A 20,184-nucleotide genomic window follows, 5' to 3' on the forward strand; every position below is an offset into this window, starting at 1 on the left:
TTGATAGATATGACCAATGGAAATTATTTTTGGTTCACCAAGTCCATAAGGTCAACATCGTTGCCCAACAGCACTTGGTTGCTGTCTATACGTCCTTTTTGTGGGCCATTTTCCAATTTTAGCACTCCCCTTGGGCAAACAGCGGAGCAGATGCCACATCCCACGCAACTAGATCTGACAATGTTTTCCCCTTTTTGGGCATAGGCACGGACATCGATACCCATTTCGCAATAGGTGGAGCAACTTCCGCAAGAGATGCACTGGCCTCCATTGGTGGTAATGCGGAATCGGGAGAACAGACGTTGTTGAAAACCAAGCATGGCGGCCATGGGACAGCCAAATCTACACCAGACCCGATTCCCGAAAATGGGGTAAAACCCAGTTCCGATCACCCCTGAAAAAATACTGCCGATCAAAAAGGAATAGGATTTGCGAAGGGTTTCGGATTTGAACAGGAATACATACCCCTCCCCACTAAAAAAATGGAATCCGATCAACGCCATAATGATGACAAAATAACCTATGGCTCCATATTGGGCATCTTTTTGAAGCTGTTCCCTTTTAAAGAGCATTACCCAACCAAAAACCAAGGTCAACAACGAAGCCACACCGATTAAAAAGGTGCTTTTGGTGAGCCAGTACTTGCTCGTATCCGTTCCCAAATAGGAGTAGATGACGGCAGTGGTCATGAGAGTCACAAAAACCACTACGCTGTGTACGACCCAACGTTCAATCCGCCATGCCTTTACAGATTTGTCACTGAGCTGTCGGAAAGAATCCCCAGCAGTCTCGGCCAATCCGCCGCATCCACAAACCCAAGAACAGTACCAACGTTTTCCGTATTTGTAGGTAAGGATGGGTGTAATCACAAAGATGGAAAGAATACCAAAAATCAAAAGTGCAAATCCAATATCCCCAGAACTTAAAAAACCTTTGATGCGATAGCCTTCAAAATTATAGTAATTGAGGGGCCATACATTTTTAAGGTCGTAGTAAGGTAGACTGCCACCATTTAATAGTTTATCACCATTCAAACGGGCCATCAATTCGGGAATGATAAAAGCAAAAGCCGTTTGGAAGAACATCACACTTAATGTTCGTAACCTTTCGTAGCGATTGTGTCTGTATTTCCACAAAAACTTGACCCCAAAAGCCAAAATGGCCACGGTGTAGAGCGTTCCATACACAAACCATTGGCTGGCCGGGTTCCCGCTCAAGGCTTTGCTAAGTGGGTCGAACAAGGCAATCACCCCTTTGTTGCTGCCTTTGCTGGCCAATCCCAAATATTCGGGATAAAAATAGAGGATGATGTAAAATCCAGTAAGGGCGATTCCCGCAATCCAACCCCAAAGCCCTTGGCTTGAAATGGATTTGAACCATACCCCATCGTTCTTGATGCCGGGCAGTTTTTGGGAATAGGCTTCCCATGAAAACCAGAGAATACCCGTGAACAGTGCGGAAAGGGAAATGGTCAGCCATAGTGTCTTGTTGGGGAAAGAGACATTAAAGGCGGCCAATAGCATCACGGCCAAACCAAACATCCCTACCAAGGTGGCGAATTTTTGGTTTCGGGTAATATTTTTAGGCGGTTGGCCGGTAAGGGCCATGCTTTGACTATGCGTTTTATAGTTCATGGTTTGTTGTCCTTTTTTAATGATTTGAACTTTTGACCTTTGAATTCTGATTTTCTTAAATAGAACATGAAAGCCCCAATTTTGTTAATCTCCATATCAATGATTGATTGTAGATGTTCAATTTGTTCTTCATGGATCAGCTTCTTGTCCAATGCTCTGTAAAGTTGTGATTTAAGTTCAGAGCAAGACGCTTTGGAATAGCTTAAAAAATTATGGAATTCACGATTTCCATCTCTGCCAAACCCTTCGGCAATATTGTCCATAATTGAACCAGAACTTCGCTCCATTTGGTCCCTTAATGAAAAATTCTTGCCAAGTGGGGTTGTTCCAAAAAGGTTTTCGATTTCTTTACAAATGGTTCTGGCCAATTGCCAAACTTCCAAATCTTCAAATTTTTCTATTCTTCCCATATCAAATTTTAGAAACACTGAACCATGAACATTAAACCATTTAATTGAACTGAAAGATGCGTTTTAAACTTTTCTTTTTAGGTTTGATAGAGGTTCCGAAATCAATATTGTACTTGGAAACTATATCTGGTTCATACTTTTTATAAAATTCCGGGTCAAAATTGGCATCCGCCAAGTGTTCTAGGACAAAATCCACGGTGCGTTCCTCTTTGAGCCAACGGTCAAATACTTCATGGCGCATTCGGATACCAAAGGTATTGATGCCCAAAAATTGCTTGGAATCTTGGTGAAAAGCAATCGTAATGCAGATTTTTTCCTCTGGGTGTCGCCAGTGGAAATGCATCTCATGGGTTTCCTTTCTCCGCTCGGAAAATACCCATCCATAGGTTTGATACTCAATGTCCAAAAACTTGGCGGAGTTGAACCAATGCCCTGGATTATAGGCAATCCGGTTCCCGCAAATGGTCTGAGCCAAGGTTTCGCCCATCATGCGACCGGTGTACCAAACTGCTTCAATGGGCCTACGGTTGCCAATGGCCTCATGTTGTTCGGCACAATCGCCAATGGCATAAATATCTTTGATATTGGTTTCTAGGAAACGGTTCACTTTTACACCTCGTCCCAGTTTAATGCAGGAATCTTTTAGGAAATCAACATTGGGGGTGACCCCTGCGGTAAGGCCCACCAAATTACATGGGATTTCTTCATTGGTGTCGGCGATGATTACGGATTTTACCCTCCCATTTTCATCCGAAACAATTTCTTTGAGGTTGGTGCCCAATCGAAGGTCGATATGGTGCTCCAAGATATGTTCATTGATCATCTGCGATTCGCCCTCAGGCAAAACCCCGTTCCAGAAACTGGTTTCCCTTACCAAAAAAGTAACGGGAATATCCCTGCTTCGGAGCATTTCCGCCAATTCAATGCCGATCAATCCCCCGCCCACGATTACGGCCCTCTCACAAACCTCTTTATTGGGTGCGTTTACTTCCAAAAGGTCCAAATCTTGTTTGGAATAAAGCCCTTGGACTCCATGAAGATCCTGTCCGGGCCAACCAAATTTATTGGGTTTGGAGCCTGTGGCAATGATGAGCTTGTCGTAATGTAGGGAGCTTACGTTGTCAAGGATAAGTTTTTTTTCTTCAGTATTGACTTGGGTAACGTAGCCACGCACCAATTCTATCCGATTCTTTTCCCAAAACCAATCTTCATAGGGTTGAATGTGCTCAAACTTCATATGGCCCATATACACATACATGAGGGCCGTTCTTGAAAAGAAATGGTCGGTTTCCGCAGAAATGATGATGATACGTTTATCGGAAAGTTTGCGGATATGCCGCGCTGCGGTCACTCCAGCTATTCCATTCCCGATAATGACAATGTTCTCCATAGGATTAGATTGATTGTGGCTATTGTGTCGTTTTTAAAGATAGGAACTTAACCCTTTGGGTTAATTTAGAAAGGTTTTAATTAACAAGCCCCAACAGATAAAAAGATTATTTTTAGGATTTTACATTCCAAATACATGAAACAATTTGCCTTTCTATTGTGGTTTGCCCTTCTTTCTTGCAGCGGACAAAAGGGAGATAAGATCAATGGGATAAGTTTTGTGGGGTCTCGTGAAGAGGTGTTGCAGGCCCATGTAAATCCTGTATTGGATATCCATGCCAACTATGCAGCGGTAATGCCCTTTGGTTTTATTAGGGATTTGCAATCTCCGGAACTGGTATTTGATACGGAACGACAATGGTATGGTGAAACCAAACAGGGGGCCAAGCAGTATATAGGGATGTTGCATAAGAATGGTATAAAAGTGATGTTGAAACCCCAAATTTGGATTTGGCGTGGAGCGTTCACAGGGGATATGGTCATGCAGTCCGAAACAGATTGGAAGGCTTTGGAGAGTGCGTACGCCAAGTTCATTCTGGCTTATGCGGAACTGGCCCAGGAAACCCAATGCGATATGTATTGCATTGGTACCGAACTGGAAGAGTTTGTAAAGAACCGACCTCAATTTTGGCAAGATTTGATTATTCAGGTTAAACATATTTATAAGGGCAAGCTTACCTATGCGGCCAATTGGGACGAGTACACACGAACCCCATTTTGGGATCAGTTGGATTTTATTGGGGTGGATGCATATTTCCCATTATCTGAGCATCGGGAGCCTTCCCAAGAGCAATTGAGAAGTGGTTGGCAACCATGGAAAAAGCAATTAAAAGCGTTATCCGAAAAGTTTGAAAAACCTATTCTTTTTACAGAGTTTGGATACCGTAGCATGGATTATACAGGAAAAAAACCTTGGCTGGTGGACCGAAACCAAATGGAGGTAAATCTTGAGGCACAGGCAGAGGCGACCCAGATGATTTTTGATGAGTTTTGGGACGAGGATTGGTTTGCCGGAGGGTTTGTCTGGAAATGGTTTATACACCATGATAGGGCTGGAGGGCATGCCGATAATAGATTTACGCCCCAGAACAAACCTGCAGAATCGGTGATACGAAAACACTATGCCCGGATTAAGAAATTGAACCCTCAAGGTTAAAGAAAAGAATTGTTAAGAATTTTCCCCTAACCAATCGCAATCGTAGCTGTTTTTTTGCCATATTTGTAATGCACCCTTCCCCAAAAAATTACAGTTATGAGATTAATGCCAACCCTATTCTTCTGGGTCTGTGCTTGCTCTGTTATTTTGGCGCAAGAGGACCATTACACCGTAGTTGCCCAACCCGGGGACGGAATTTTTTCGCTCTTGAGAAAGCAGGGGTTAGACCCTGTCAAACATTATGAAGAGTTCATCAAGTTGAATTCTGAAAAAATAAAGAATGGCAGTCTGCTACAAGTGGGTGTAGGCTATGAAGTGCCACGGGCTAAAGATTCGTTTAAAAAAACCGGGGTGGTGGTGCAGTCCAAAGATGGTGTTGAAGAACCCATTTTTGATTCTGAGTTGGCACAAATGTCCTTGAAAAGTGAAACCTTAAAAAATGCCGTGTATTATCTCATTGTTGAGGACAAGAAAGATATAAATAATGGGTATGCAAAAGGTGTTACGGAGAGTTTGGCCGCAGAATTGATGGTTCACGGAGCCCAAGTCTATATTTTGGGACAAGAAATTCCGGATTCCCCTGAGTTGGTTGAGCCGCTGACCGAAATGCAGCAAATGGGAAATTATATTGAAGCCATTAATAAGCGTTATATTCAAAACACAGGCAAATACCAAAGGGTTATTGTGATACGTGCAGTTGACGTAATTGCTGGAAGCAATACAGATGTGGCTGTGTACCATTACAATAAGAGTGAGCAGGGACAGCGTTTGGCCAATAATATTGAGAACGTGTTCAAAAAGAACAGTGTTTCAAACCGCACGTATGAAGATGTCCATTTGATTTTTGAGGACAAGGAAAATCTCTATCTCGCTCGAAATATTCTACCAGCCATAAGTCTTATCACCTTAGAAAACGCATCTAAAAAATCCAAGGAAAAAATTGCGATGCAACTGGATAGAAAAAAGTTCGTCAATGTGCTTACCAATGGCATTATGAACGATTATGTTGATTTGGAAATCAATGAATAATATTTAGGTCAGGATATTTTTGTTGTAATACCGATGCAGTTCTTCGGGTCCTGCGCCAAAAAAGTTTTTTAGGTGGATCATGGCAAAGTGAAACTGCAATCTAAACCATCCCACCTCATGGTATTTTCTGGCCGATGTGACTACATAGTGTGGCAAAACCATAAATTGGTCATGTCTGTATACTCTCGATATAAATTCCGTATCCTCGTAAATTTTATAGGTTTCATTGAACCCGCCCAGTTGGTTAAAAAGCGCTTGTTGTACAAATAAGGATTGATCCCCACCCCTGCACAGGATATGGTTGATGCGTGAAAACCAGGCAAAGAACCCCAAAAAACGATTTTTGGTGTCAAATTTCATCCGGAAACACCCAGCCTTATGCCCTTTCTCGGTGGCTTTGAGGATAATTTGGTCAAAATGTTTAGGAGGAAAAGTGTCTGCATGTAAAAAATAGAGTACACTGCCTTGGGCATGTTTGGCTCCAAGGTTCATTTGAACGGCACGCCCTCTCTCTGAAAGTATGACCCTTGCACCATGTTTTTTGGCAATAGCACTTGTATTGTCCGTGCTGCCACCATCCACACAGATTATTTCCGATATCAAATGTGGGGATGAATTCTTTGAAAGGTATGTGAGTAAATTGCCAATATGCGGTGCTTCATTGAGCACAGGAATAATAATACTTAAGGTTTGAGGTTTATTTGGCATCGTTCAAGCTCCAATCATATTCCAAATAATCAATTTTGGTGTCCTTGATAATGGGTTTGTCCAAATAGGAACTGATATACTCCTGAAGCGACCCATTCTCAGTGAAATCACCTTTGTACCACTTGAAAATTTTGGATAAATAAGCGGTATTGCCTTCAAATTGGTTCCGTTTGGGGTCATTGATGAAATCCAAAGCGGCTTGGTGTAGTTGATCCTCCATGTTCTCGGCGGTAAAAGCCGAATTGAGCAATTTGGGGCAGGAATAGGAAGCGCAATTGATGGCAAAATGAATACGGGCTTCGTTCATTTTCCGAAGAATCTTGTGCTCAATGTCATTTAAAGATAGAACATCGTTTCCCACCCTGAGCCATTCCTTGTCCCAACGGTTGGGAATATCCTTTATGCTTTCCACCGGAAAATGGTCCACGATGAGCTTAACGGTCCCGGCATTGTACAGGTTGATGTAATAGGCCAATTTTTCGTTTTTGGACCAGGAGGTTGCAGGTGGATTAGTGGAGAGTTCCCCCAAATAGGTATCCAAACGGGATACCTCTTTTTGCAACCCACCGTAGTCCACATCCCCATCTTCATCTACATACTGTTGCACCAAAGTGTTCCATAGGGTGTGCGATGGAGGGGTCGATGTTTCTTGATGCTCAATTTTTACACTCTTTCCGCCGCAACAAATCAGAATCAACCCTAAAACGATGTACAAAACACTGTTCATGACCAATAATTATCTTAACAGCATCCGCCCCCGTTATAGTGCCAGGTGCTTTCACTGATATGGATTTCATCCGACGCATTGCCCAAAGCTGCCGCCGTTTTATCACATACGGCCAAGGGTTGGTTTTGAAGAAGTACATGCCCCTTTCCATCATCAAAATACTCCTCTCCTCCATAATAAATGGCTGTTTTTCCAGTGAACATGCAAGGTCCATCTTCTGGCATGGGATCTTTAATGGCCGCTATTTCAATGGACTCAATATGGATGAGCTCATCGGTGGGGTAGTGGTTGGGCGAGAGTACCCTGTACGACCTTCGCCCCCTGATTTCTATGGTGCCGAAACCGGCATCGGTCAACACTTTTACGTAATCCTTCAAGGGGATACTGCCGCTAAGGCATTGGGCACGGAGTCTGTCATCATTTCGTAGTTCATCATTCATAGGCTGTTCGCAGATGGGGTCGCTCATGACCAAACGGCCATGGGGTTTGAGGACCCGGTACATTTCTGCAACGGCCTTTTTCAGGTCTTCCATTTTAAAGATGTTGAACAGACAGTTTTGGGCTGCAACATCAATACTTTCATCGGCTACGGGCAGGTTTAATGCATCACCTTTTACGAGATCCACAAACTCACTTTTGAACCAATCATTTTCCGTTTCGGCCACCTTAAAGTTTTTTCGGGAGGCCTCCAACATTTCATCCACGGAATCTACACCTATGACCCCGCCTTTTTGTCTGGAGAAATAGGAGAACTGTAGCAATTCCATTCCGCCACCAACGCCTACGTAAAGAATTTTGGGGTCGTTCACCAAATCTTGCGCGGAAACGGTGCTTCCGCATCCGTAGTTCATCTCCTGCATAATTTTGGGAATGGACAGTCCCGGGAACTGCCAAATGGGATTGGTGGTACAGCAAAGTCCAACGTCTGGGGTAAGTGCGGCCTCTTTATAGAGGTCTTGGGTGGCATCTAAATAACTCATATTTCCAGTATCAATTCTTTAAACAATTGTATCATTTTTGGTTCTGTTCTATTGGCGACGGCTATGATTTCCTGAATGTCAATGGGTTGAAGGTTTTCAGGGTCGCATTCATCGGTTAAAACAGATACCGCTACAATGGGTAGTCGTAAATGATTGGCGACAATTACTTCTGGTACGGTACTCATTCCTACGGCATCTGCCCCTAAAATTTTCAACATGCGATATTCCGCCTTGGTTTCCAGTTGTGGTCCCACTACTGAAGCGTAGACTCCTTTTTTGAGGGAAATGCCATTTTTGTTGGCGATGTTCTCAATTTTTTTGCGCATGTCCACATCGTAGGGTTCGCTCATGTCCACAAAACGTTCTCCAAATTCGGAAACACCCTTAAAAGCCAGTGGAGATCCCCCTTGAAGATTAATGTGGTCTTCAATGAGCATGATGTCCCCTTTTTTAAAGTCAAGGTTCACTGCCCCAGCCGCGTTGGACACAAAGAGCTTTTTTATGCCCAAGAGGTGCATCACCCGAATGGGGTAGGTGATATCCACAAAATCATATCCTTCGTATAAGTGGAAACGCCCTTGCATGACTACGACCTTTTTGCCGGAAATGGTTCCATAGATCAGTTTTCCTGAATGAAACTCCACGGTGGCCAAAGGAAAATGGGGAATATGGTTGTAGTGGGCCTCAACCGGATTTTCAATGTTATCTACCAATTGTCCCAGTCCGGTGCCCAGTACAATTCCAATTTCAGGGGCTTCAAACCCTCGTTTTATTAAATAATCAACAGATTCGTCAAGTTGTGCTTGGGTCATTTTTTCATATGTTTTAAAAAAGGCTGAAAAGCCTCAATATCTTTTATGTCTTCGTAATGGTCCACATCGTTTTTTTCGGAAAGTAAAAAAACAGAATCAGCCCTTAAGTCCTTTAATGTATCCGAGAGAACAGTATTTGTTCCCCATGTTTTGTTCAGAAACAATTCCTTTTTCAAGGTGGTCATTCCAAGAAGATAGTACCCTCCATCTTCCGCAGGTCCTACCACAAAATCATGGTCGTCCAATCTGGAAAAAGCCTCCTCCAAATTGGCTTGGGAGAGGTGGTACATATCACTTCCAATAATACAGATTTTTTTAAACCCAGCCTTGAAACCTTCTTCAAAAGCGTTTAACATGCGTGTCCCCAAATCAGGACCGCGTTGCAGTTTTTTTGTATAGATATGGTTGTCCCAAATATCGTGTTCCCAAATGTCTTCGGAATAGAAAACCCATTTTTCCACAGTCAGGTTTTTGGTGAACGAAACGGTATGCTGGAGCAGGAACTTGTAAATATCCAGTGCGGCCGTATCCCCTACCTTGGCTGCCAAACGGGTCTTGCATTTGCCAAGTTCAGGGTTTCTGGTGAGAATTATGAGAAGGCTACTGCCCATGTGTGTTACTTTTGTTGGCGTACACTTTTTCGGCATTGGTCAAAAATCGTCCCCAATACTTACTAAAGGCATGTACTTTTTCGGTCTGTTGTTGATTTTGGTCATACACCGGACGGCCTTGGTTTTTCCATTCAAAAATGCCCCCATATAGGTTTTTGACGTTGGTGTATCCGGCCTTTTTCAATTGCTTCCCAATCTCTTCGGACCGAACGCCCAAGGAACAGTAGACTACTAGGGGCGTTTTTTTATCAGGGACCATCTCTTGGACGGTTTCCACATTGAAATTCGTATACCCTACCCATAACGCATGGTCCAAATGACTTACCTCAAATTCTTCGAGTTCCCGGGCATCCAGTAGCATGGGAGTGTTTAGGGTGTCCAAGGAAGCAACCGTTATGTATTCAACCGTGTGGTCGTTGTACTTTTCAAGCACATCGGGTATGGACTGTGCACAGGAAACCACGCCGAGGACCAAAAAAAGAAGAAGATGTAGGTGTCGCTTCATGGATTTTGGATGTAATCCAAAGATAGCCTTTAAATTTTCATTCATTATTATGATTAACTTAAGGGAATATTCATGAACAAAATCCAATCCGATGCAAAAAGCAATGGTCGTATGTGTTTTTTTGGCAGGTTTTATGGCCTGTAAGGAAACAAGGAAAAAGAAGGTTGATGAAGGGCAAGAACCTCAAGTGTATAAGGAGCAATACCGCCCCCAATACCATTTTTCACCTCCCAAGATGTGGATGAACGACCCCAACGGACTTGTATACCACGAGGGGATCTACCACCTTTTTTATCAATATTATCCAGATGATATTGTATGGGGACCTATGCATTGGGGGCATGCGGTTAGTAAGGATATGGTACATTGGGAACACAAGCCTATTGCCTTGTATCCGGATGAGCATGGCCTTATTTTTTCAGGAAGTGCCGTGGTGGACCGTAACAATACTTCGGGTTTTGCCAAGAATGGAGAGACACCCTTGGTGGCTATTTTCACCTATCACTCCATGGAAGGAGAAAAAGAGGGCAGGACCGATTTTCAGACCCAGGGCATTGCGTACAGTCTGGACAATGGGGATACATGGACCAAGTACGAAGGAAATCCGGTTATTGGCAATGAGGGAATAAAGGATTTTAGAGATCCCAAGGTTTTTTGGCACGAATCCACAAAGCGATGGATATTGGCTTTGGTGGCAGGGGACCATGCCAAGTTTTACGCATCGGAAAATTTAAGGGAATGGGAGTATCTCAGTGATTTTGGAAAAAATCAGGGTGCGCATGGCGGTGTATGGGAGTGCCCGGACCTTTTTAAATTACCGGTAGAGGGCACCGATGAGGAAAAATGGGTGTTGATCATCAGTATAAATCCGGGAGCACCCAATGGAGGGAGTGGTACGCAGTATTTTGTTGGGGATTTTGATGGGGAGAAATTCACTTCAGATCAGAAAGAGGCAAAATGGTTGGATTATGGAACGGACAATTATGCTGGGGTCACCTATAATAATGTACCCAACGGTGACCGAATATTTATAGGGTGGATGAGCAACTGGGATTATGCCAGGGATACACCGACCCAAGTTTGGAGAAGTGCCATGACCTTGCCCAGAAAACTGTCGTTGGTAAAAATGGGAGAGGAATATGCCTTGAAAAACTTCCCATTGGAGCAAGTAGATGGATTGACTGCAGAAATGATGGCAAAAGATGTAAGGGTTCCATCAGGTGGAAAAAGGGAGGTGGTTTTAGATGGACTGAACCAATCCCGAATCAAATTAAGAACAGCTTGCAAGGATTTCAGCATCACTTTTAAGAACCATTTAGATGAAGCATTGGTATTGTCCATGGATTCCAATACCAATATGTTCAGGTTGGATCGGACCAATTCGGGGCAGGTTGAATTTCAACAAGAGTTTGGCAATAAGCATCACCAAATGCCATTGGATTGTTCCAAGGCAGGGGAGCTGGAGCTAAGTATCTTTTTGGACAGGTCGTCTGTTGAGGTTTTTATAAATGAAGGGCTTTGGGTGATGACCGACCAAATTTTCCCAACCGCACCGTATACCATCTTAATCATATCCAATGGGCAAAGTGGGCAAGACATTTTATTGGAAGGCATAGAAACCATGCAAACCATTTGGTGAATTTTTGATGACGGGGAATAAAAAAGGGCATCCTAAAAAAGATACCCTTTGGAGAGACTACATTTTCTAATTGGGAATTTTCGTGAATGGTGTTTAGTATAGCTTAACTGATATAATTGTATAGACTGCTAATAAGGGAAACTACAGAAATGGCAATGACAAAATACCAGAAAAGGTAACCCAGTTTTACTTCTACAGTGTTCATTTTGCAATAGTGTTTGTTCTTGGTTGAGATGTTCTGTCACCGAAAGTACTAAAAGCAATGTCCCTACAATTCACAATTTTATTTATGGCAGTAAATGGGATATAATTGGTGCAAATTGCTTTGTAAATGGAAAAACCAGCCCCTATTTTTTTGAAAATCAGAAAGGAAAGGAATGGAAGGTAGTGGGTTTTTGTTTCGTTTTTTCTGAAAACCAGAAAGTTACCTAGATGTGGTGTGGGTCGGAATCAAAAATAAAAGAAATGGGGCCGTAAGCTTTTCGCCTACGGCCCCATTCCTGCCTTATCAGGAAACCTTACCTTAAACCAAAGGGGTTCCTTTAAGACGCTTTTCAATTTTTTGCTTTTTAAGGGTCAGATTTTTCATCACTTCCATCAATTTGGAATCTTTGGTCTTTTTATAGATCTCATTAATGGATAATATAAGCTGTTTGGCTTCCCTGGAAGCTTCAACCCTATCGCTTGTGGACATGTGGCTCAGAGGTCTGTTTTCAAACTCTTGGGCCTTTGTAAGTAACTCTTGAGTCATTTTTGTTTAAAATTAATCTGAATTGGCTAAATATAAGGGTTTGTTTTATAGTTTGTGCTTATAATACCATTCGATTTTTGTATTTATGAAAACCTTAAGAGAAAAAGGTCGCTTTAACTTTTTTTTCTAAGTTTCAAAAACGTGGACGGGTGAAAAACAGCTTTTTAAAGTGATTGGACCCGTGTCAACGCAGTTGCGCACTAGTATGGAATGCGTTCCGGTCTTCTAAGGTTTTTGAAACTCCACCCCTTCTATTTTCACCACCACCGGGTTGGGCCAGGTCTGGTCGTTGTAGAGGCGTTGCGATCGCATCACACTTATGGTAAGACCACCTTCCGTGGACAAGATCTTGGGAGCTGGGTCCGTGTTCGGGGCGTACTCCAACACTTTTCCATTTTGTCCCAAAACGCTGATCTTGGTATTGGGACCCGCCTTTACGGAATTTAGGGTAAATGCCTTCCGTTTTCCAAAGGGCATGGCCTCTTTGGTGATAAAGGCATAAACGGTATTCTGGTTCTTCTTTTTGGTGAACCAGATGTTTCCTTCGCGGATCACGCCCCAAGATTCCACCTCATGGATGGACTCCCCGTTCACAAACTGCCAAAGGGCCACTTCGCGAAGGCGCTCTTCCTGTTCAATGGGCAATGAGCCATCCGGTTTTGGTCCCACGTTCAGCAACCAGTTGCCGCCTTTAGCCCTGATCTCAATAAGTTGCTCAATAATATCCGTGCCGCTTTTATAAGTCTCGTTGGTGGGTTTGTACTGCCATTGGGTACCCATGGTATAGCAAGCCTCCCAAGGGGCGGGCATGGGTTCGTTGGGTGTGTTCTGTTCGGGGGTGTGCATAACGCCGCGGGTCACTACAATGTCCGGGTCCATGGACCAGGCCACCTTGGCCAGTTCCGTCTCTGCATATTGCTCCATACCGTCCAGAAAGATGAGGTCCACCTTACCATAGTTGGTCAACAGTTCCCGCAACTGCTTTTTGGCAAAAGCGTTGAGTTCTGGGTTGCCGGAAGCCTTGGCCTTGGGATCTACCCGACTGATGGTAACGCCCTGCTCATATAAAAAATGAAAATCGTCCGGGGAAAAATATACGCCAATGGCAATGCCTTCTTTTCGGAACGCATCAAAGACCTCGCGGGTGGCATCCCGCCCAAAGGGCGTGTTCATGATGTTGTAGTCCGTGGTCTTGGTATCGTACATGCAGAAGCCGTTATGGTGCTTGGTGGTGAACATTACGTACCGCATCCCGGCCAGTTTGGCCAGTTTGGCCCAATTTTCGGGGTCAAATGCCTTGGGGTTGAAGGTCTTTGGTAGCTCTTCAAAATAGCGTTTGGTGTAATCTTCCGATGCCCCGACAAGGGAGTGGCTGATCACGGAGCCCAGTTCCACATCCACACTCCAATGGATGAACATGCCAAAACCTTGCTCGGAAAACCAAGCTTCCCTTTCCGGTTTGTTCAGGTTAAGGACTTCTTCTTGGGCGTGTAGGGAAACAGGCAGCAATAACAACATACAGCCTAAGATTTGGAAACAACAGGTTGTAAAAAACTTCATTGGCTATTAAGGTTTGGTGTGGTCCGCTAAGATACGCACTTGAAAGGAAACGAAAGAAACTAAACCCTAATGTTGGTGGTTACCCGCAACATGGGGCACAGCAACGGTTGCGTACCAGTATGCCTTGGTACACATGGGTCACCTGTAGCCGTAGAAAAGGGTCCGGGGGATCTATGAAAAAGGAGAGCTGCAGTTTATCATGGTCCACATACCAACTGCCTTGGTGCAGGGGGCGGGGCAGCTGCAGCATTTGGCCCTCATGGGGCCCTTGGGCACCGGGCATGGCAAATTGAAAGGCGAAGGGAAACACCATATAGTCCAGCACCGTTATTTGGGCCACGCCCTCTTGTGTTGTTTTCTGGAGGATCACATGGCCCTGCGGCCTATGCACCCGTTGCAGCAATTGCCCGTTTTGGTGGTTTTGGATCTCCAAGTTGGCAAAGCTAAGGTGCAAGGGAGCTTGGGAGTTTTGGTGGAGAAAGCGGTCAAAGGCGGATAAAATGGAGGGTGTTGGCATAGTAGATAGTTGATTTTGGGATTCTCTATATTCAAAAATAGTAAAAAGGTTGTAAATAACCTATTGTATACAATTCGTTGCATAAAACTTCTTGTATGCATTTTTGATATATGTCGAAACGTGAACGAAAAAAAGAAATCCCAGCCTTTTGTGTTGAATTTGGGAAACATCTCAGAGCACTTAGGGTTGAAAATGATTTGAGTATTGAAGAAATTGCCTTCAAGGCAGGCATAGATGCTCAGAACCTACGGAAATATGAATTGGGTAAGCAAGAAATGAAAATTTCCATGTTGAAAAGATTGGCGGATGCTTTTGGAATAACGACTTCGGAATTGTTGGCTTTTGACAATTGATTACAAGGAAATAAATTGAAGGTAGTACATTTAAAAATCTAATGCCAGGTTCGATTTCATTCGTATCCAATGATTACTTTGGAAATCAGCCATATTATTGATAACTGCTGAATGGTAGACATTTTGGTTGATTTATTTGCCTTTTGAGAAATTTTTCAAATAATTTTAACTTGAAAGGAAATGGATTCAAGTGAAATAGATTTGTATATTTAAGCGTTCTAATGAATGAACTATAAGCAGTAACCGTGCAAAAACCAGATATTTATAGCTTATCTATTGTTCTCTTAGGCAACTTCAATCCTATAATAATTAACCCCCATTGGCTAGAGCTAAAAGGACTGATTCGAGCTTCTGATAAAGATCAAGAAGGCATTATCGAAGTGGTACATCCAGAAGTTAGTAAGTTTGATTTATCCTTTGCGAAAATTCAAGTGACTAAAGATAGGTTTCAACTTGATTGCTATAATGAAGCTGAATTTATTCTTTGCAAAGACTTAGTGATAAGTATATTTAGATATCTTGCTGAAACCCCGATTCGGGGAATAGGGATTAATCATACACGACACTTTAAGCTAAAAGATGTAAATGAATTTAAAAAATTTGGTCATTGGCTTGTCCCAGTGGAACCTTGGAACGATGACTTAAAGGAGCCGGGTGTCCTAGAATTGAAAATGGTAGAAAATGAAAATCCGGATGCAAAAGTTAGAAATACGGTAATAATAAGCCCTTCAGGTGTGGTTAGGCCACTTGGGGTTTCTTTTCAGCTTAACTATCATATTCACTTTGATAGAATCTCTGATGCAACTGTTGATGGAACAATAGAAAAGCATTGGGAACTTTCTGCAGTTAAGGCTATGAATTTATATGAAAATATTTTAAAGCGTTTTCAAAATGAGTAATACACTTGTTCAACCGGTTTGGTATGAAGATGCTCAGTTATTAAGAACTGATATTGATGAAGAATCAATACTGACTAAGCAAATCGACGACCTATATTCTGGATATGGTTTGATTGACCATGGTTCAAAAGGATTTCTTTCTGAACAAGAAGCACCATCCCTATATGAATCTTCAAAGGGTTTTATTGTATCTCAAGAATTGGGTTATTTAAGAAAGATTCCAAGGTATAATTACTATAAGGACCCCTCAACTATTACTAATGATTATCTCAAAATGAAAGGATTTGTTACTTCCATCGAAGAAGATAGTTTTAAAGGGCGTTTATTTAGCGATGATGGCACCTATGAATTAGTGGAATTTGAAAAGGATTCAGTTTCAGAGGAAGATTTACCTCTTTTCAAAGAAGGAGCCATATTTTATTGGATTTTTGGACTTTTTACTATAAGGAAACAAAGAAAAAAGGTTTCAGAAATTAGATTTCAAAGAATAGCCCCTTTGAATCCAAATGAATTTGATTCTTTAATGGATAAGGCTGACAAATTGAATGAAGCTATAGATTGGGATTAAAACGTAACTTTTTTACTCTGCCAAAAGAGACAGAAGCAGAAATAACGCTTATCGGTACTGGTGGTGGTTATGGGGAGTCTATGGTTGTTAGGGTAGGCCGCAATTGGATAATTGTTGATAGTTGTATTAATCCTAAAACTAAGGATGTTTTACCCTTACAGTATTTGGAAGAAATTGGAGCAAACTTAAATGATGTAAGCCTTGTTATATGTACACATTGGCACAATGATCATATTAGGGGCCTTTCCCATATTTTGGAAGTGTGCGAGAATGCAAAATTTATTGTCCCAAGAGTTAATGACAAGGATAAATTCGTAAGGTTTATTACCCTTGATTCTGAGAAAGAAGCAAAGGGTGGATTTTCTTCAATTGATGAATTTGGAAAATGTTTAGAACTATCAGTGTCTAAGAAAATTAAAGTTGTTAGAGCGTCTTCGAATCAAGTTTTAGGAAAAATACAATTTAATGTTGGGGGAAACGATTTAGGGGAGTTTGAAATTGACTCTTTATCTCCTTCGGAAAGTGTTGTTGCACATTTTGACAGAGAACTGGGGGCATTATTAGACAAGAGGTTTTCGGTTGTAAGCGTACCGGAAAAAGGTCCAAATGATAAATCTGTAGTTATCTTAATTAAGCATAAAAAGTTTTCTGCCCTATTGGGAGCGGATTTGGAGGTTAAGGAAAATCAGGATCAAGGATGGCATGATATCATTAACAACTGTCTTATGTTTAATACCAAACCTGTAATTTACAAATTACCACATCACGGGTCCCAAAATGGATATCATGAAGATATTTTTAAGAATATTATAGGAGACAATGCAATTCTTAAATTGACACCATGGAATAGAGGGTCGAAACTTCCCGAACTAGAGATGCTGAAAAAATACAGGGAACACTCAACTGATCTGTTTATAACCTCTCCTGTGCATAATAACCAACCAAGACCAAAAGCAAGGTCTAAATCATTGCATAAAATGGCGGAGTTATTTTCAAAAAATCTGTCGGAAATGAAATTCGAGCTAGGAATAGTTAGGTCAAGAATTGATCTGTCTGATTCTCATCCTATGGTATCTGTTGAATTATTTGGAAGTGCTTTTAAGGTCGCAGATTGAATATCTAAACAGGTTGTGCGGGTAAAGAAAGTCCAATCATATTTAAATTTAACAGAAACATTAGATGGGTTCATTTTTTCTGTTCAAAATGTTTTGTATTTCTTCTACACAATCCTTTTGTTTTTTCTTAGCTTCTATTATTTCTGATACAAATTCACTTATTTTTTCTATTTCTATATAATAGTTCAGCAACGAATTCAGAGCATTTAGTCTAGCTGTTGTTTTTAAATTGTTTGATTGACGCTCAAGTTGCTTTTCAGATCTATCCTGAGCATCTGCGGACCTTTTTAATTCCTTTCGAGTCTCTATTAGTTCTTGTCTTTGCAGGGATAGTTCATTCCGTTGAAGTATTATGGTGTAAATGATGCCGGCAAAAGCCAAAGCCGAAAACAAACTATTTATTGTTCCAAAACTATCTCCAAAAGCTCCAATATCTTTACGGTTTTCGGGCCCCCACCAATGTTCAAACCCATACCAAAGTCCTCTCCAGACTAGAATAACGAGCAGAAGTAATAATATCAATCCAACGTAATTTTTGAATTCTTTACTCATGATATTTAAACTTAAATTGTCAACCAAAAAACAAAACCCCCATAACCATTGTGGTTGTGGGGGTTTGCTGTGGTACCTCCAGGAATCGAACCAGGGACACACGGATTTTCAGTCCGTTGCTCTACCAACTGAGCTAAGGTACCATGCCGTTAAGCGGGTGCAAATATAATTTCAAAATTAGGATATACAAACAAAATCTGGAAAAAAGGCTAGGGTTTTTTTTCAATTCTCGATCTTTGCAGAATGAATTTGGTTGTGGATGTCGGGAATACCTTGGTAAAGTATGCGGTTTTTGAAAACGGCAGAATGTTGCATGACCAAAATTCAGAGTCCGGATTGTTCCTTTCCCAGATCAAGGAACTTTTTGAACAATACCCCAGAATTGGCAACGCATTGATCTCTTCGGTTGGGAAAATGGATAAAAAAGAGCGCGATGTTCTGGCCTTGTTCTGTAAGGTGCATGTGCTCACAAATGCATCAAAAGTTCCTTTTAAGAACAGTTATGCCACCCCACAGACCTTGGGGGTAGATAGGTTGGCATTGGCAACGGCGGCTTTTTACCATAACCCTAGAGGCAATACATTGGTGATAGATGCCGGGACCTGCATCACATACGATTTGGTAAATAATGTAGGGGAGTTTGTTGGAGGAGCTATTTCACCCGGTATTCGGATGCGATATAAAGCCATGAACCAGCAAACGGCCGGATTACCTCTGCTGGAACCTACTGAGGTTTTGGATTTTATTGGAAACTCCACCAATGCTTGTATGCATAGTGGGGTAATTAATGGTGTGTCCCGGGAAGTGGACGGTGTTATTGACCAGTATCGGGCTCGGTTCCAACATTTAACAGTTATTTTAACAGGCGGTGACTCCCATTTTTTTGACAAAAGGCTAAAAAACACCATATTTGCGAACCCCAAATTTCTCTTGGAGGGACTAAATTACTTGCTGGAATACAACAAAAGCTAGATGGTTAGGAAATTTTTGATTGCTTTTTTTTGTGTGATTGCCCATGGCATTTTTGCGCAAAACGGTACAATATCACCGTATTCATACTTTGGAATAGGGGACCTGAGAAACAATGGAACGGTGGATAACCAAATGATGGGGGGCGTTAGTATGTATGCGGACAGCATCCATATAAACCTTTCCAATCCAGCGGCCTATTCAAAACTAAAACTTACTACATATACCGCTGCACTCTCCCATACAGAGTACAGGTTAAAAGATTGGAGCGAACAGCAGAACATCTCGGTTACAAACCTGGATTATTTGGCTATTGGCTTCCCTGTGGCAAAAAATGTGGGCATGGGCTTTGGATTAATGCCCCTGTCATCTGTAGGCTATAGTTTAAGGAATGAGACACAAACTTCCGATGGAGCAGAGGTCACCAATGTGTTCACGGGAGACGGTGGGCTAAACCGTATATATGCCTCTATAGGAATGCAAATTCTTAAAGACTTGAGCATTGGTGTTACGGCAAGCTACAATTTTGGAACGTTGGAATACAGAAGGATCCAAAGTGTGGAAGATGTTCAGTTTGGAACTTTGGACGATCGCGAGTCACGTATAAATGGGTACGACTTTAAATATGCACTCAATTATAACCCAACCATAAAAGATAAGTACACACTATATACCTCGGTTTTGGTGAATACCCAAGGCAATCTTGTTTCAAAGAATACTGCAAAACTAGGTTCGTTCTCGTTGGTCACAGGAGACGAAATTGAAGTGATAGATGTGGATTTGGATGCAAACAACCTAAGGAACACCGAGCTCAAAATACCCACAAGAACTACGGTTGGATTAGGTTTTGGGGAAAACAAAAAGTGGTTTATGGGCGGTGAATACAGTTTCCAACAATTCAGCGATTTTGAAAACACATTCCTAGGCTTGGAAAATGTAACCTATAACGATGCAAGTACATACGCCTTTGGAGGGTATTTTGTGCCGGATTATCGTTCCCTGACCAGCTATTTTAAAAGAATTACATACCGTGCAGGACTCCGGTACGATGTAACCGGGCTTCAGGTGAACAATAAGGAAATAAACAACTTTGGCATAACTTTTGGATTTGGATTACCGTTGGGGAATTCGTTCTCAAATCTAAACCTAGGTTTTGAACTGGGAAGAAGGGGTACCACGGATGCAGCTCTTATTGAAGAAAGTTATTTTAAGGTTAATGTAGGATTGTCCTTAAACGATAGATGGTTTGTCAAGAGAAAAATAAATTGATGGCCCTTTTTTTAAAGAAATAATAAATAAC

At 41.9% G+C, this 20,184-nt stretch carries 22 protein-coding genes and 1 tRNA gene; 9 read left to right on the top strand and 14 right to left on the bottom strand.

What is annotated here, in order from left to right; all coding sequences use genetic code 11:
* Positions 1–23: 23 nt before the first annotated feature.
* From EZV76_RS04795 to EZV76_RS04805, 3 genes are read right to left on the bottom strand one after another with little or no spacing between them, the layout of a single operon-like run.
* On the bottom strand, positions 24–1,634 hold the full coding sequence (locus EZV76_RS04795) for a 4Fe-4S binding protein (RefSeq protein WP_136565429.1): 1,611 nt from the start codon (positions 1,632–1,634) through the stop codon (positions 24–26).
* On the bottom strand, positions 1,631–2,044 hold the full coding sequence (locus EZV76_RS04800) for a four helix bundle protein (RefSeq protein WP_136565430.1): 414 nt from the start codon (positions 2,042–2,044) through the stop codon (positions 1,631–1,633). The genes EZV76_RS04795 and EZV76_RS04800 overlap by 4 nt, the downstream gene beginning before the upstream one ends.
* 40 nt (positions 2,045–2,084) lie before the next feature.
* On the bottom strand, positions 2,085–3,434 hold the full coding sequence (locus tag EZV76_RS04805; protein WP_136565431.1) for an NAD(P)/FAD-dependent oxidoreductase: 1,350 nt from the start codon (positions 3,432–3,434) through the stop codon (positions 2,085–2,087).
* 135 nt (positions 3,435–3,569) lie between these two features.
* On the opposite strand from EZV76_RS04805, the gene EZV76_RS04810 reads away from it, so the two are divergent.
* Together EZV76_RS04810 and EZV76_RS04815 are read left to right on the top strand one after the other, a co-directional pair.
* Positions 3,570–4,589, top strand: coding sequence for a glycoside hydrolase family 113 (locus tag EZV76_RS04810; protein WP_136565432.1), 1,020 nt, complete (start codon positions 3,570–3,572; stop codon positions 4,587–4,589).
* 96 nt (positions 4,590–4,685) lie between these two features.
* Positions 4,686–5,618 (top strand): N-acetylmuramoyl-L-alanine amidase, encoded by a 933-nt coding sequence (locus EZV76_RS04815; RefSeq protein ID WP_136565433.1) that lies wholly within the window; start codon positions 4,686–4,688, stop codon positions 5,616–5,618.
* Positions 5,619–5,621: 3 nt separating this feature from the next.
* Here the strand turns inward: EZV76_RS04815 and EZV76_RS04820 are convergent, their stop codons facing one another.
* From EZV76_RS04820 to EZV76_RS04845, 6 genes are read right to left on the bottom strand one after another with little or no spacing between them, the layout of a single operon-like run.
* On the bottom strand, positions 5,622–6,326 hold the full coding sequence (locus EZV76_RS04820) for a TIGR04283 family arsenosugar biosynthesis glycosyltransferase (protein WP_136565434.1): 705 nt from the start codon (positions 6,324–6,326) through the stop codon (positions 5,622–5,624).
* On the bottom strand, positions 6,316–7,053 hold the full coding sequence (locus tag EZV76_RS04825) for a DUF547 domain-containing protein (protein WP_136565435.1): 738 nt from the start codon (positions 7,051–7,053) through the stop codon (positions 6,316–6,318). Before EZV76_RS04825 ends, EZV76_RS04820 begins: the two co-directional genes overlap by 11 nt.
* Before the next feature lie 14 nt (positions 7,054–7,067).
* Positions 7,068–8,033, bottom strand: a complete 966-nt coding sequence (arsM, locus tag EZV76_RS04830) for an arsenosugar biosynthesis arsenite methyltransferase ArsM (protein WP_116216282.1) — start codon at positions 8,031–8,033, stop codon at positions 7,068–7,070.
* Positions 8,030–8,845, bottom strand: a complete 816-nt coding sequence (locus EZV76_RS04835) for a purine-nucleoside phosphorylase (protein WP_136565436.1) — start codon at positions 8,843–8,845, stop codon at positions 8,030–8,032. Before EZV76_RS04835 ends, arsM begins: the two co-directional genes overlap by 4 nt.
* Entirely contained in the window at positions 8,842–9,456 is a 615-nt protein-coding gene (locus EZV76_RS04840; RefSeq protein ID WP_136565437.1) for a TIGR04282 family arsenosugar biosynthesis glycosyltransferase, read from the bottom strand. The genes EZV76_RS04835 and EZV76_RS04840 overlap by 4 nt, the downstream gene beginning before the upstream one ends.
* Positions 9,446–9,961 (bottom strand): rhodanese-like domain-containing protein, encoded by a 516-nt coding sequence (locus EZV76_RS04845; RefSeq protein ID WP_136565438.1) that lies wholly within the window; start codon positions 9,959–9,961, stop codon positions 9,446–9,448. The genes EZV76_RS04840 and EZV76_RS04845 overlap by 11 nt, the downstream gene beginning before the upstream one ends.
* Positions 9,962–10,052: 91 nt before the next feature.
* Between EZV76_RS04845 and EZV76_RS04850 the strand changes: the two genes are divergently transcribed.
* Entirely contained in the window at positions 10,053–11,600 is a 1,548-nt protein-coding gene (locus tag EZV76_RS04850; RefSeq protein WP_136565439.1) for a glycoside hydrolase family 32 protein, read from the top strand.
* A gap of 523 nt (positions 11,601–12,123) precedes the next feature.
* Here EZV76_RS04850 and EZV76_RS04855 read toward each other — a convergent pair.
* From EZV76_RS04855 to EZV76_RS04865, 3 genes are all read right to left on the bottom strand, one after another.
* Positions 12,124–12,351: a hypothetical protein gene (locus tag EZV76_RS04855; protein ID WP_136565440.1), complete on the bottom strand. Its 228-nt coding sequence runs from the start codon at positions 12,349–12,351 to the stop codon at positions 12,124–12,126.
* Between the two features lie 225 nt (positions 12,352–12,576).
* Positions 12,577–13,869 (bottom strand): alpha-L-fucosidase, encoded by a 1,293-nt coding sequence (locus EZV76_RS04860; RefSeq protein ID WP_201741821.1) that lies wholly within the window; start codon positions 13,867–13,869, stop codon positions 12,577–12,579.
* A 121-nt stretch (positions 13,870–13,990) separates the two neighbouring features.
* A complete protein-coding gene (locus tag EZV76_RS04865; RefSeq protein WP_136565442.1) occupies positions 13,991–14,428 on the bottom strand; it encodes a hypothetical protein in 438 nt (145 codons plus the stop codon).
* 110 nt (positions 14,429–14,538) lie between these two features.
* On the opposite strand from EZV76_RS04865, the gene EZV76_RS04870 reads away from it, so the two are divergent.
* From EZV76_RS04870 to EZV76_RS04885, 4 genes are all read left to right on the top strand, one after another.
* Complete coding sequence (locus EZV76_RS04870; protein WP_136565443.1) at positions 14,539–14,781, top strand: helix-turn-helix domain-containing protein; 243 nt, start codon at positions 14,539–14,541, stop codon at positions 14,779–14,781.
* Between the two features lie 245 nt (positions 14,782–15,026).
* A complete protein-coding gene (locus EZV76_RS04875) occupies positions 15,027–15,680 on the top strand; it encodes a hypothetical protein (RefSeq protein WP_136565444.1) in 654 nt (217 codons plus the stop codon).
* Positions 15,673–16,248, top strand: coding sequence for a hypothetical protein (locus tag EZV76_RS04880; RefSeq protein ID WP_136565445.1), 576 nt, complete (start codon positions 15,673–15,675; stop codon positions 16,246–16,248). The genes EZV76_RS04875 and EZV76_RS04880 overlap by 8 nt, the downstream gene beginning before the upstream one ends.
* The gene (locus tag EZV76_RS04885; protein WP_136565446.1) at positions 16,239–17,363 is read left to right on the top strand and encodes an MBL fold metallo-hydrolase; all 1,125 of its coding nucleotides are present in this window, start codon (positions 16,239–16,241) and stop codon (positions 17,361–17,363) included. Before EZV76_RS04880 ends, EZV76_RS04885 begins: the two co-directional genes overlap by 10 nt.
* 60 nt (positions 17,364–17,423) lie before the next feature.
* On the opposite strand, the gene EZV76_RS04890 is transcribed toward EZV76_RS04885, so the two are convergent.
* Positions 17,424–17,915 carry a hypothetical protein gene (locus EZV76_RS04890; protein WP_136565447.1) on the bottom strand — a complete coding sequence of 164 codons (492 nt, stop codon included), beginning with the start codon at positions 17,913–17,915 and terminating at the stop codon, positions 17,424–17,426.
* A gap of 70 nt (positions 17,916–17,985) precedes the next feature.
* Positions 17,986–18,058 (bottom strand) — tRNA-Phe (locus EZV76_RS04895).
* 100 nt (positions 18,059–18,158) lie between these two features.
* On the opposite strand from EZV76_RS04895, the gene EZV76_RS04900 reads away from it, so the two are divergent.
* Complete coding sequence (locus tag EZV76_RS04900) at positions 18,159–18,887, top strand: type III pantothenate kinase (RefSeq protein WP_136565448.1); 729 nt, start codon at positions 18,159–18,161, stop codon at positions 18,885–18,887.
* Complete coding sequence (bamG, locus tag EZV76_RS04905) at positions 18,888–20,153, top strand: BamG family beta-barrel-assembly machinery protein (protein ID WP_136565449.1); 1,266 nt, start codon at positions 18,888–18,890, stop codon at positions 20,151–20,153.
* The last annotated feature ends 31 nt before the right edge of the window (positions 20,154–20,184 follow it).

Origin of the sequence: Flagellimonas alvinocaridis (assembly GCF_004916895.1) — a bacterium.
Lineage (GTDB): Bacteria > Bacteroidota > Bacteroidia > Flavobacteriales > Flavobacteriaceae > Flagellimonas > Flagellimonas alvinocaridis.

What these genes read in the sequence shown, in the direction of transcription:
- EZV76_RS04795 (WP_136565429.1), bottom strand. Translation starts at nt 1,634, where the DNA reads ATGAACTATAAAACGCATAGTCAAAGCATGGCCCTTACCGGCCAACCG.
- EZV76_RS04800 (WP_136565430.1), bottom strand. Translation starts at nt 2,044, where the DNA reads ATGGGAAGAATAGAAAAATTTGAAGATTTGGAAGTTTGGCAATTGGCC.
- EZV76_RS04805 (WP_136565431.1), bottom strand. Translation starts at nt 3,434, where the DNA reads ATGGAGAACATTGTCATTATCGGGAATGGAATAGCTGGAGTGACCGCA.
- EZV76_RS04810 (WP_136565432.1), top strand. Translation starts at nt 3,570, where the DNA reads ATGAAACAATTTGCCTTTCTATTGTGGTTTGCCCTTCTTTCTTGCAGC.
- EZV76_RS04815 (WP_136565433.1), top strand. Translation starts at nt 4,686, where the DNA reads ATGAGATTAATGCCAACCCTATTCTTCTGGGTCTGTGCTTGCTCTGTT.
- EZV76_RS04820 (WP_136565434.1), bottom strand. Translation starts at nt 6,326, where the DNA reads ATGCCAAATAAACCTCAAACCTTAAGTATTATTATTCCTGTGCTCAAT.
- EZV76_RS04825 (WP_136565435.1), bottom strand. Translation starts at nt 7,053, where the DNA reads ATGAACAGTGTTTTGTACATCGTTTTAGGGTTGATTCTGATTTGTTGC.
- arsM (WP_116216282.1), bottom strand. Translation starts at nt 8,033, where the DNA reads ATGAGTTATTTAGATGCCACCCAAGACCTCTATAAAGAGGCCGCACTT.
- EZV76_RS04835 (WP_136565436.1), bottom strand. Translation starts at nt 8,845, where the DNA reads ATGACCCAAGCACAACTTGACGAATCTGTTGATTATTTAATAAAACGA.
- EZV76_RS04840 (WP_136565437.1), bottom strand. Translation starts at nt 9,456, where the DNA reads ATGGGCAGTAGCCTTCTCATAATTCTCACCAGAAACCCTGAACTTGGC.
- EZV76_RS04845 (WP_136565438.1), bottom strand. Translation starts at nt 9,961, where the DNA reads ATGAAGCGACACCTACATCTTCTTCTTTTTTTGGTCCTCGGCGTGGTT.
- EZV76_RS04850 (WP_136565439.1), top strand. Translation starts at nt 10,053, where the DNA reads ATGCAAAAAGCAATGGTCGTATGTGTTTTTTTGGCAGGTTTTATGGCC.
- EZV76_RS04855 (WP_136565440.1), bottom strand. Translation starts at nt 12,351, where the DNA reads ATGACTCAAGAGTTACTTACAAAGGCCCAAGAGTTTGAAAACAGACCT.
- EZV76_RS04860 (WP_201741821.1), bottom strand. Translation starts at nt 13,869, where the DNA reads ATGTTGTTATTGCTGCCTGTTTCCCTACACGCCCAAGAAGAAGTCCTT.
- EZV76_RS04865 (WP_136565442.1), bottom strand. Translation starts at nt 14,428, where the DNA reads ATGCCAACACCCTCCATTTTATCCGCCTTTGACCGCTTTCTCCACCAA.
- EZV76_RS04870 (WP_136565443.1), top strand. Translation starts at nt 14,539, where the DNA reads ATGTCGAAACGTGAACGAAAAAAAGAAATCCCAGCCTTTTGTGTTGAA.
- EZV76_RS04880 (WP_136565445.1), top strand. Translation starts at nt 15,673, where the DNA reads ATGAGTAATACACTTGTTCAACCGGTTTGGTATGAAGATGCTCAGTTA.
- EZV76_RS04890 (WP_136565447.1), bottom strand. Translation starts at nt 17,915, where the DNA reads ATGAGTAAAGAATTCAAAAATTACGTTGGATTGATATTATTACTTCTG.
- EZV76_RS04900 (WP_136565448.1), top strand. Translation starts at nt 18,159, where the DNA reads ATGAATTTGGTTGTGGATGTCGGGAATACCTTGGTAAAGTATGCGGTT.
- bamG (WP_136565449.1), top strand. Translation starts at nt 18,888, where the DNA reads ATGGTTAGGAAATTTTTGATTGCTTTTTTTTGTGTGATTGCCCATGGC.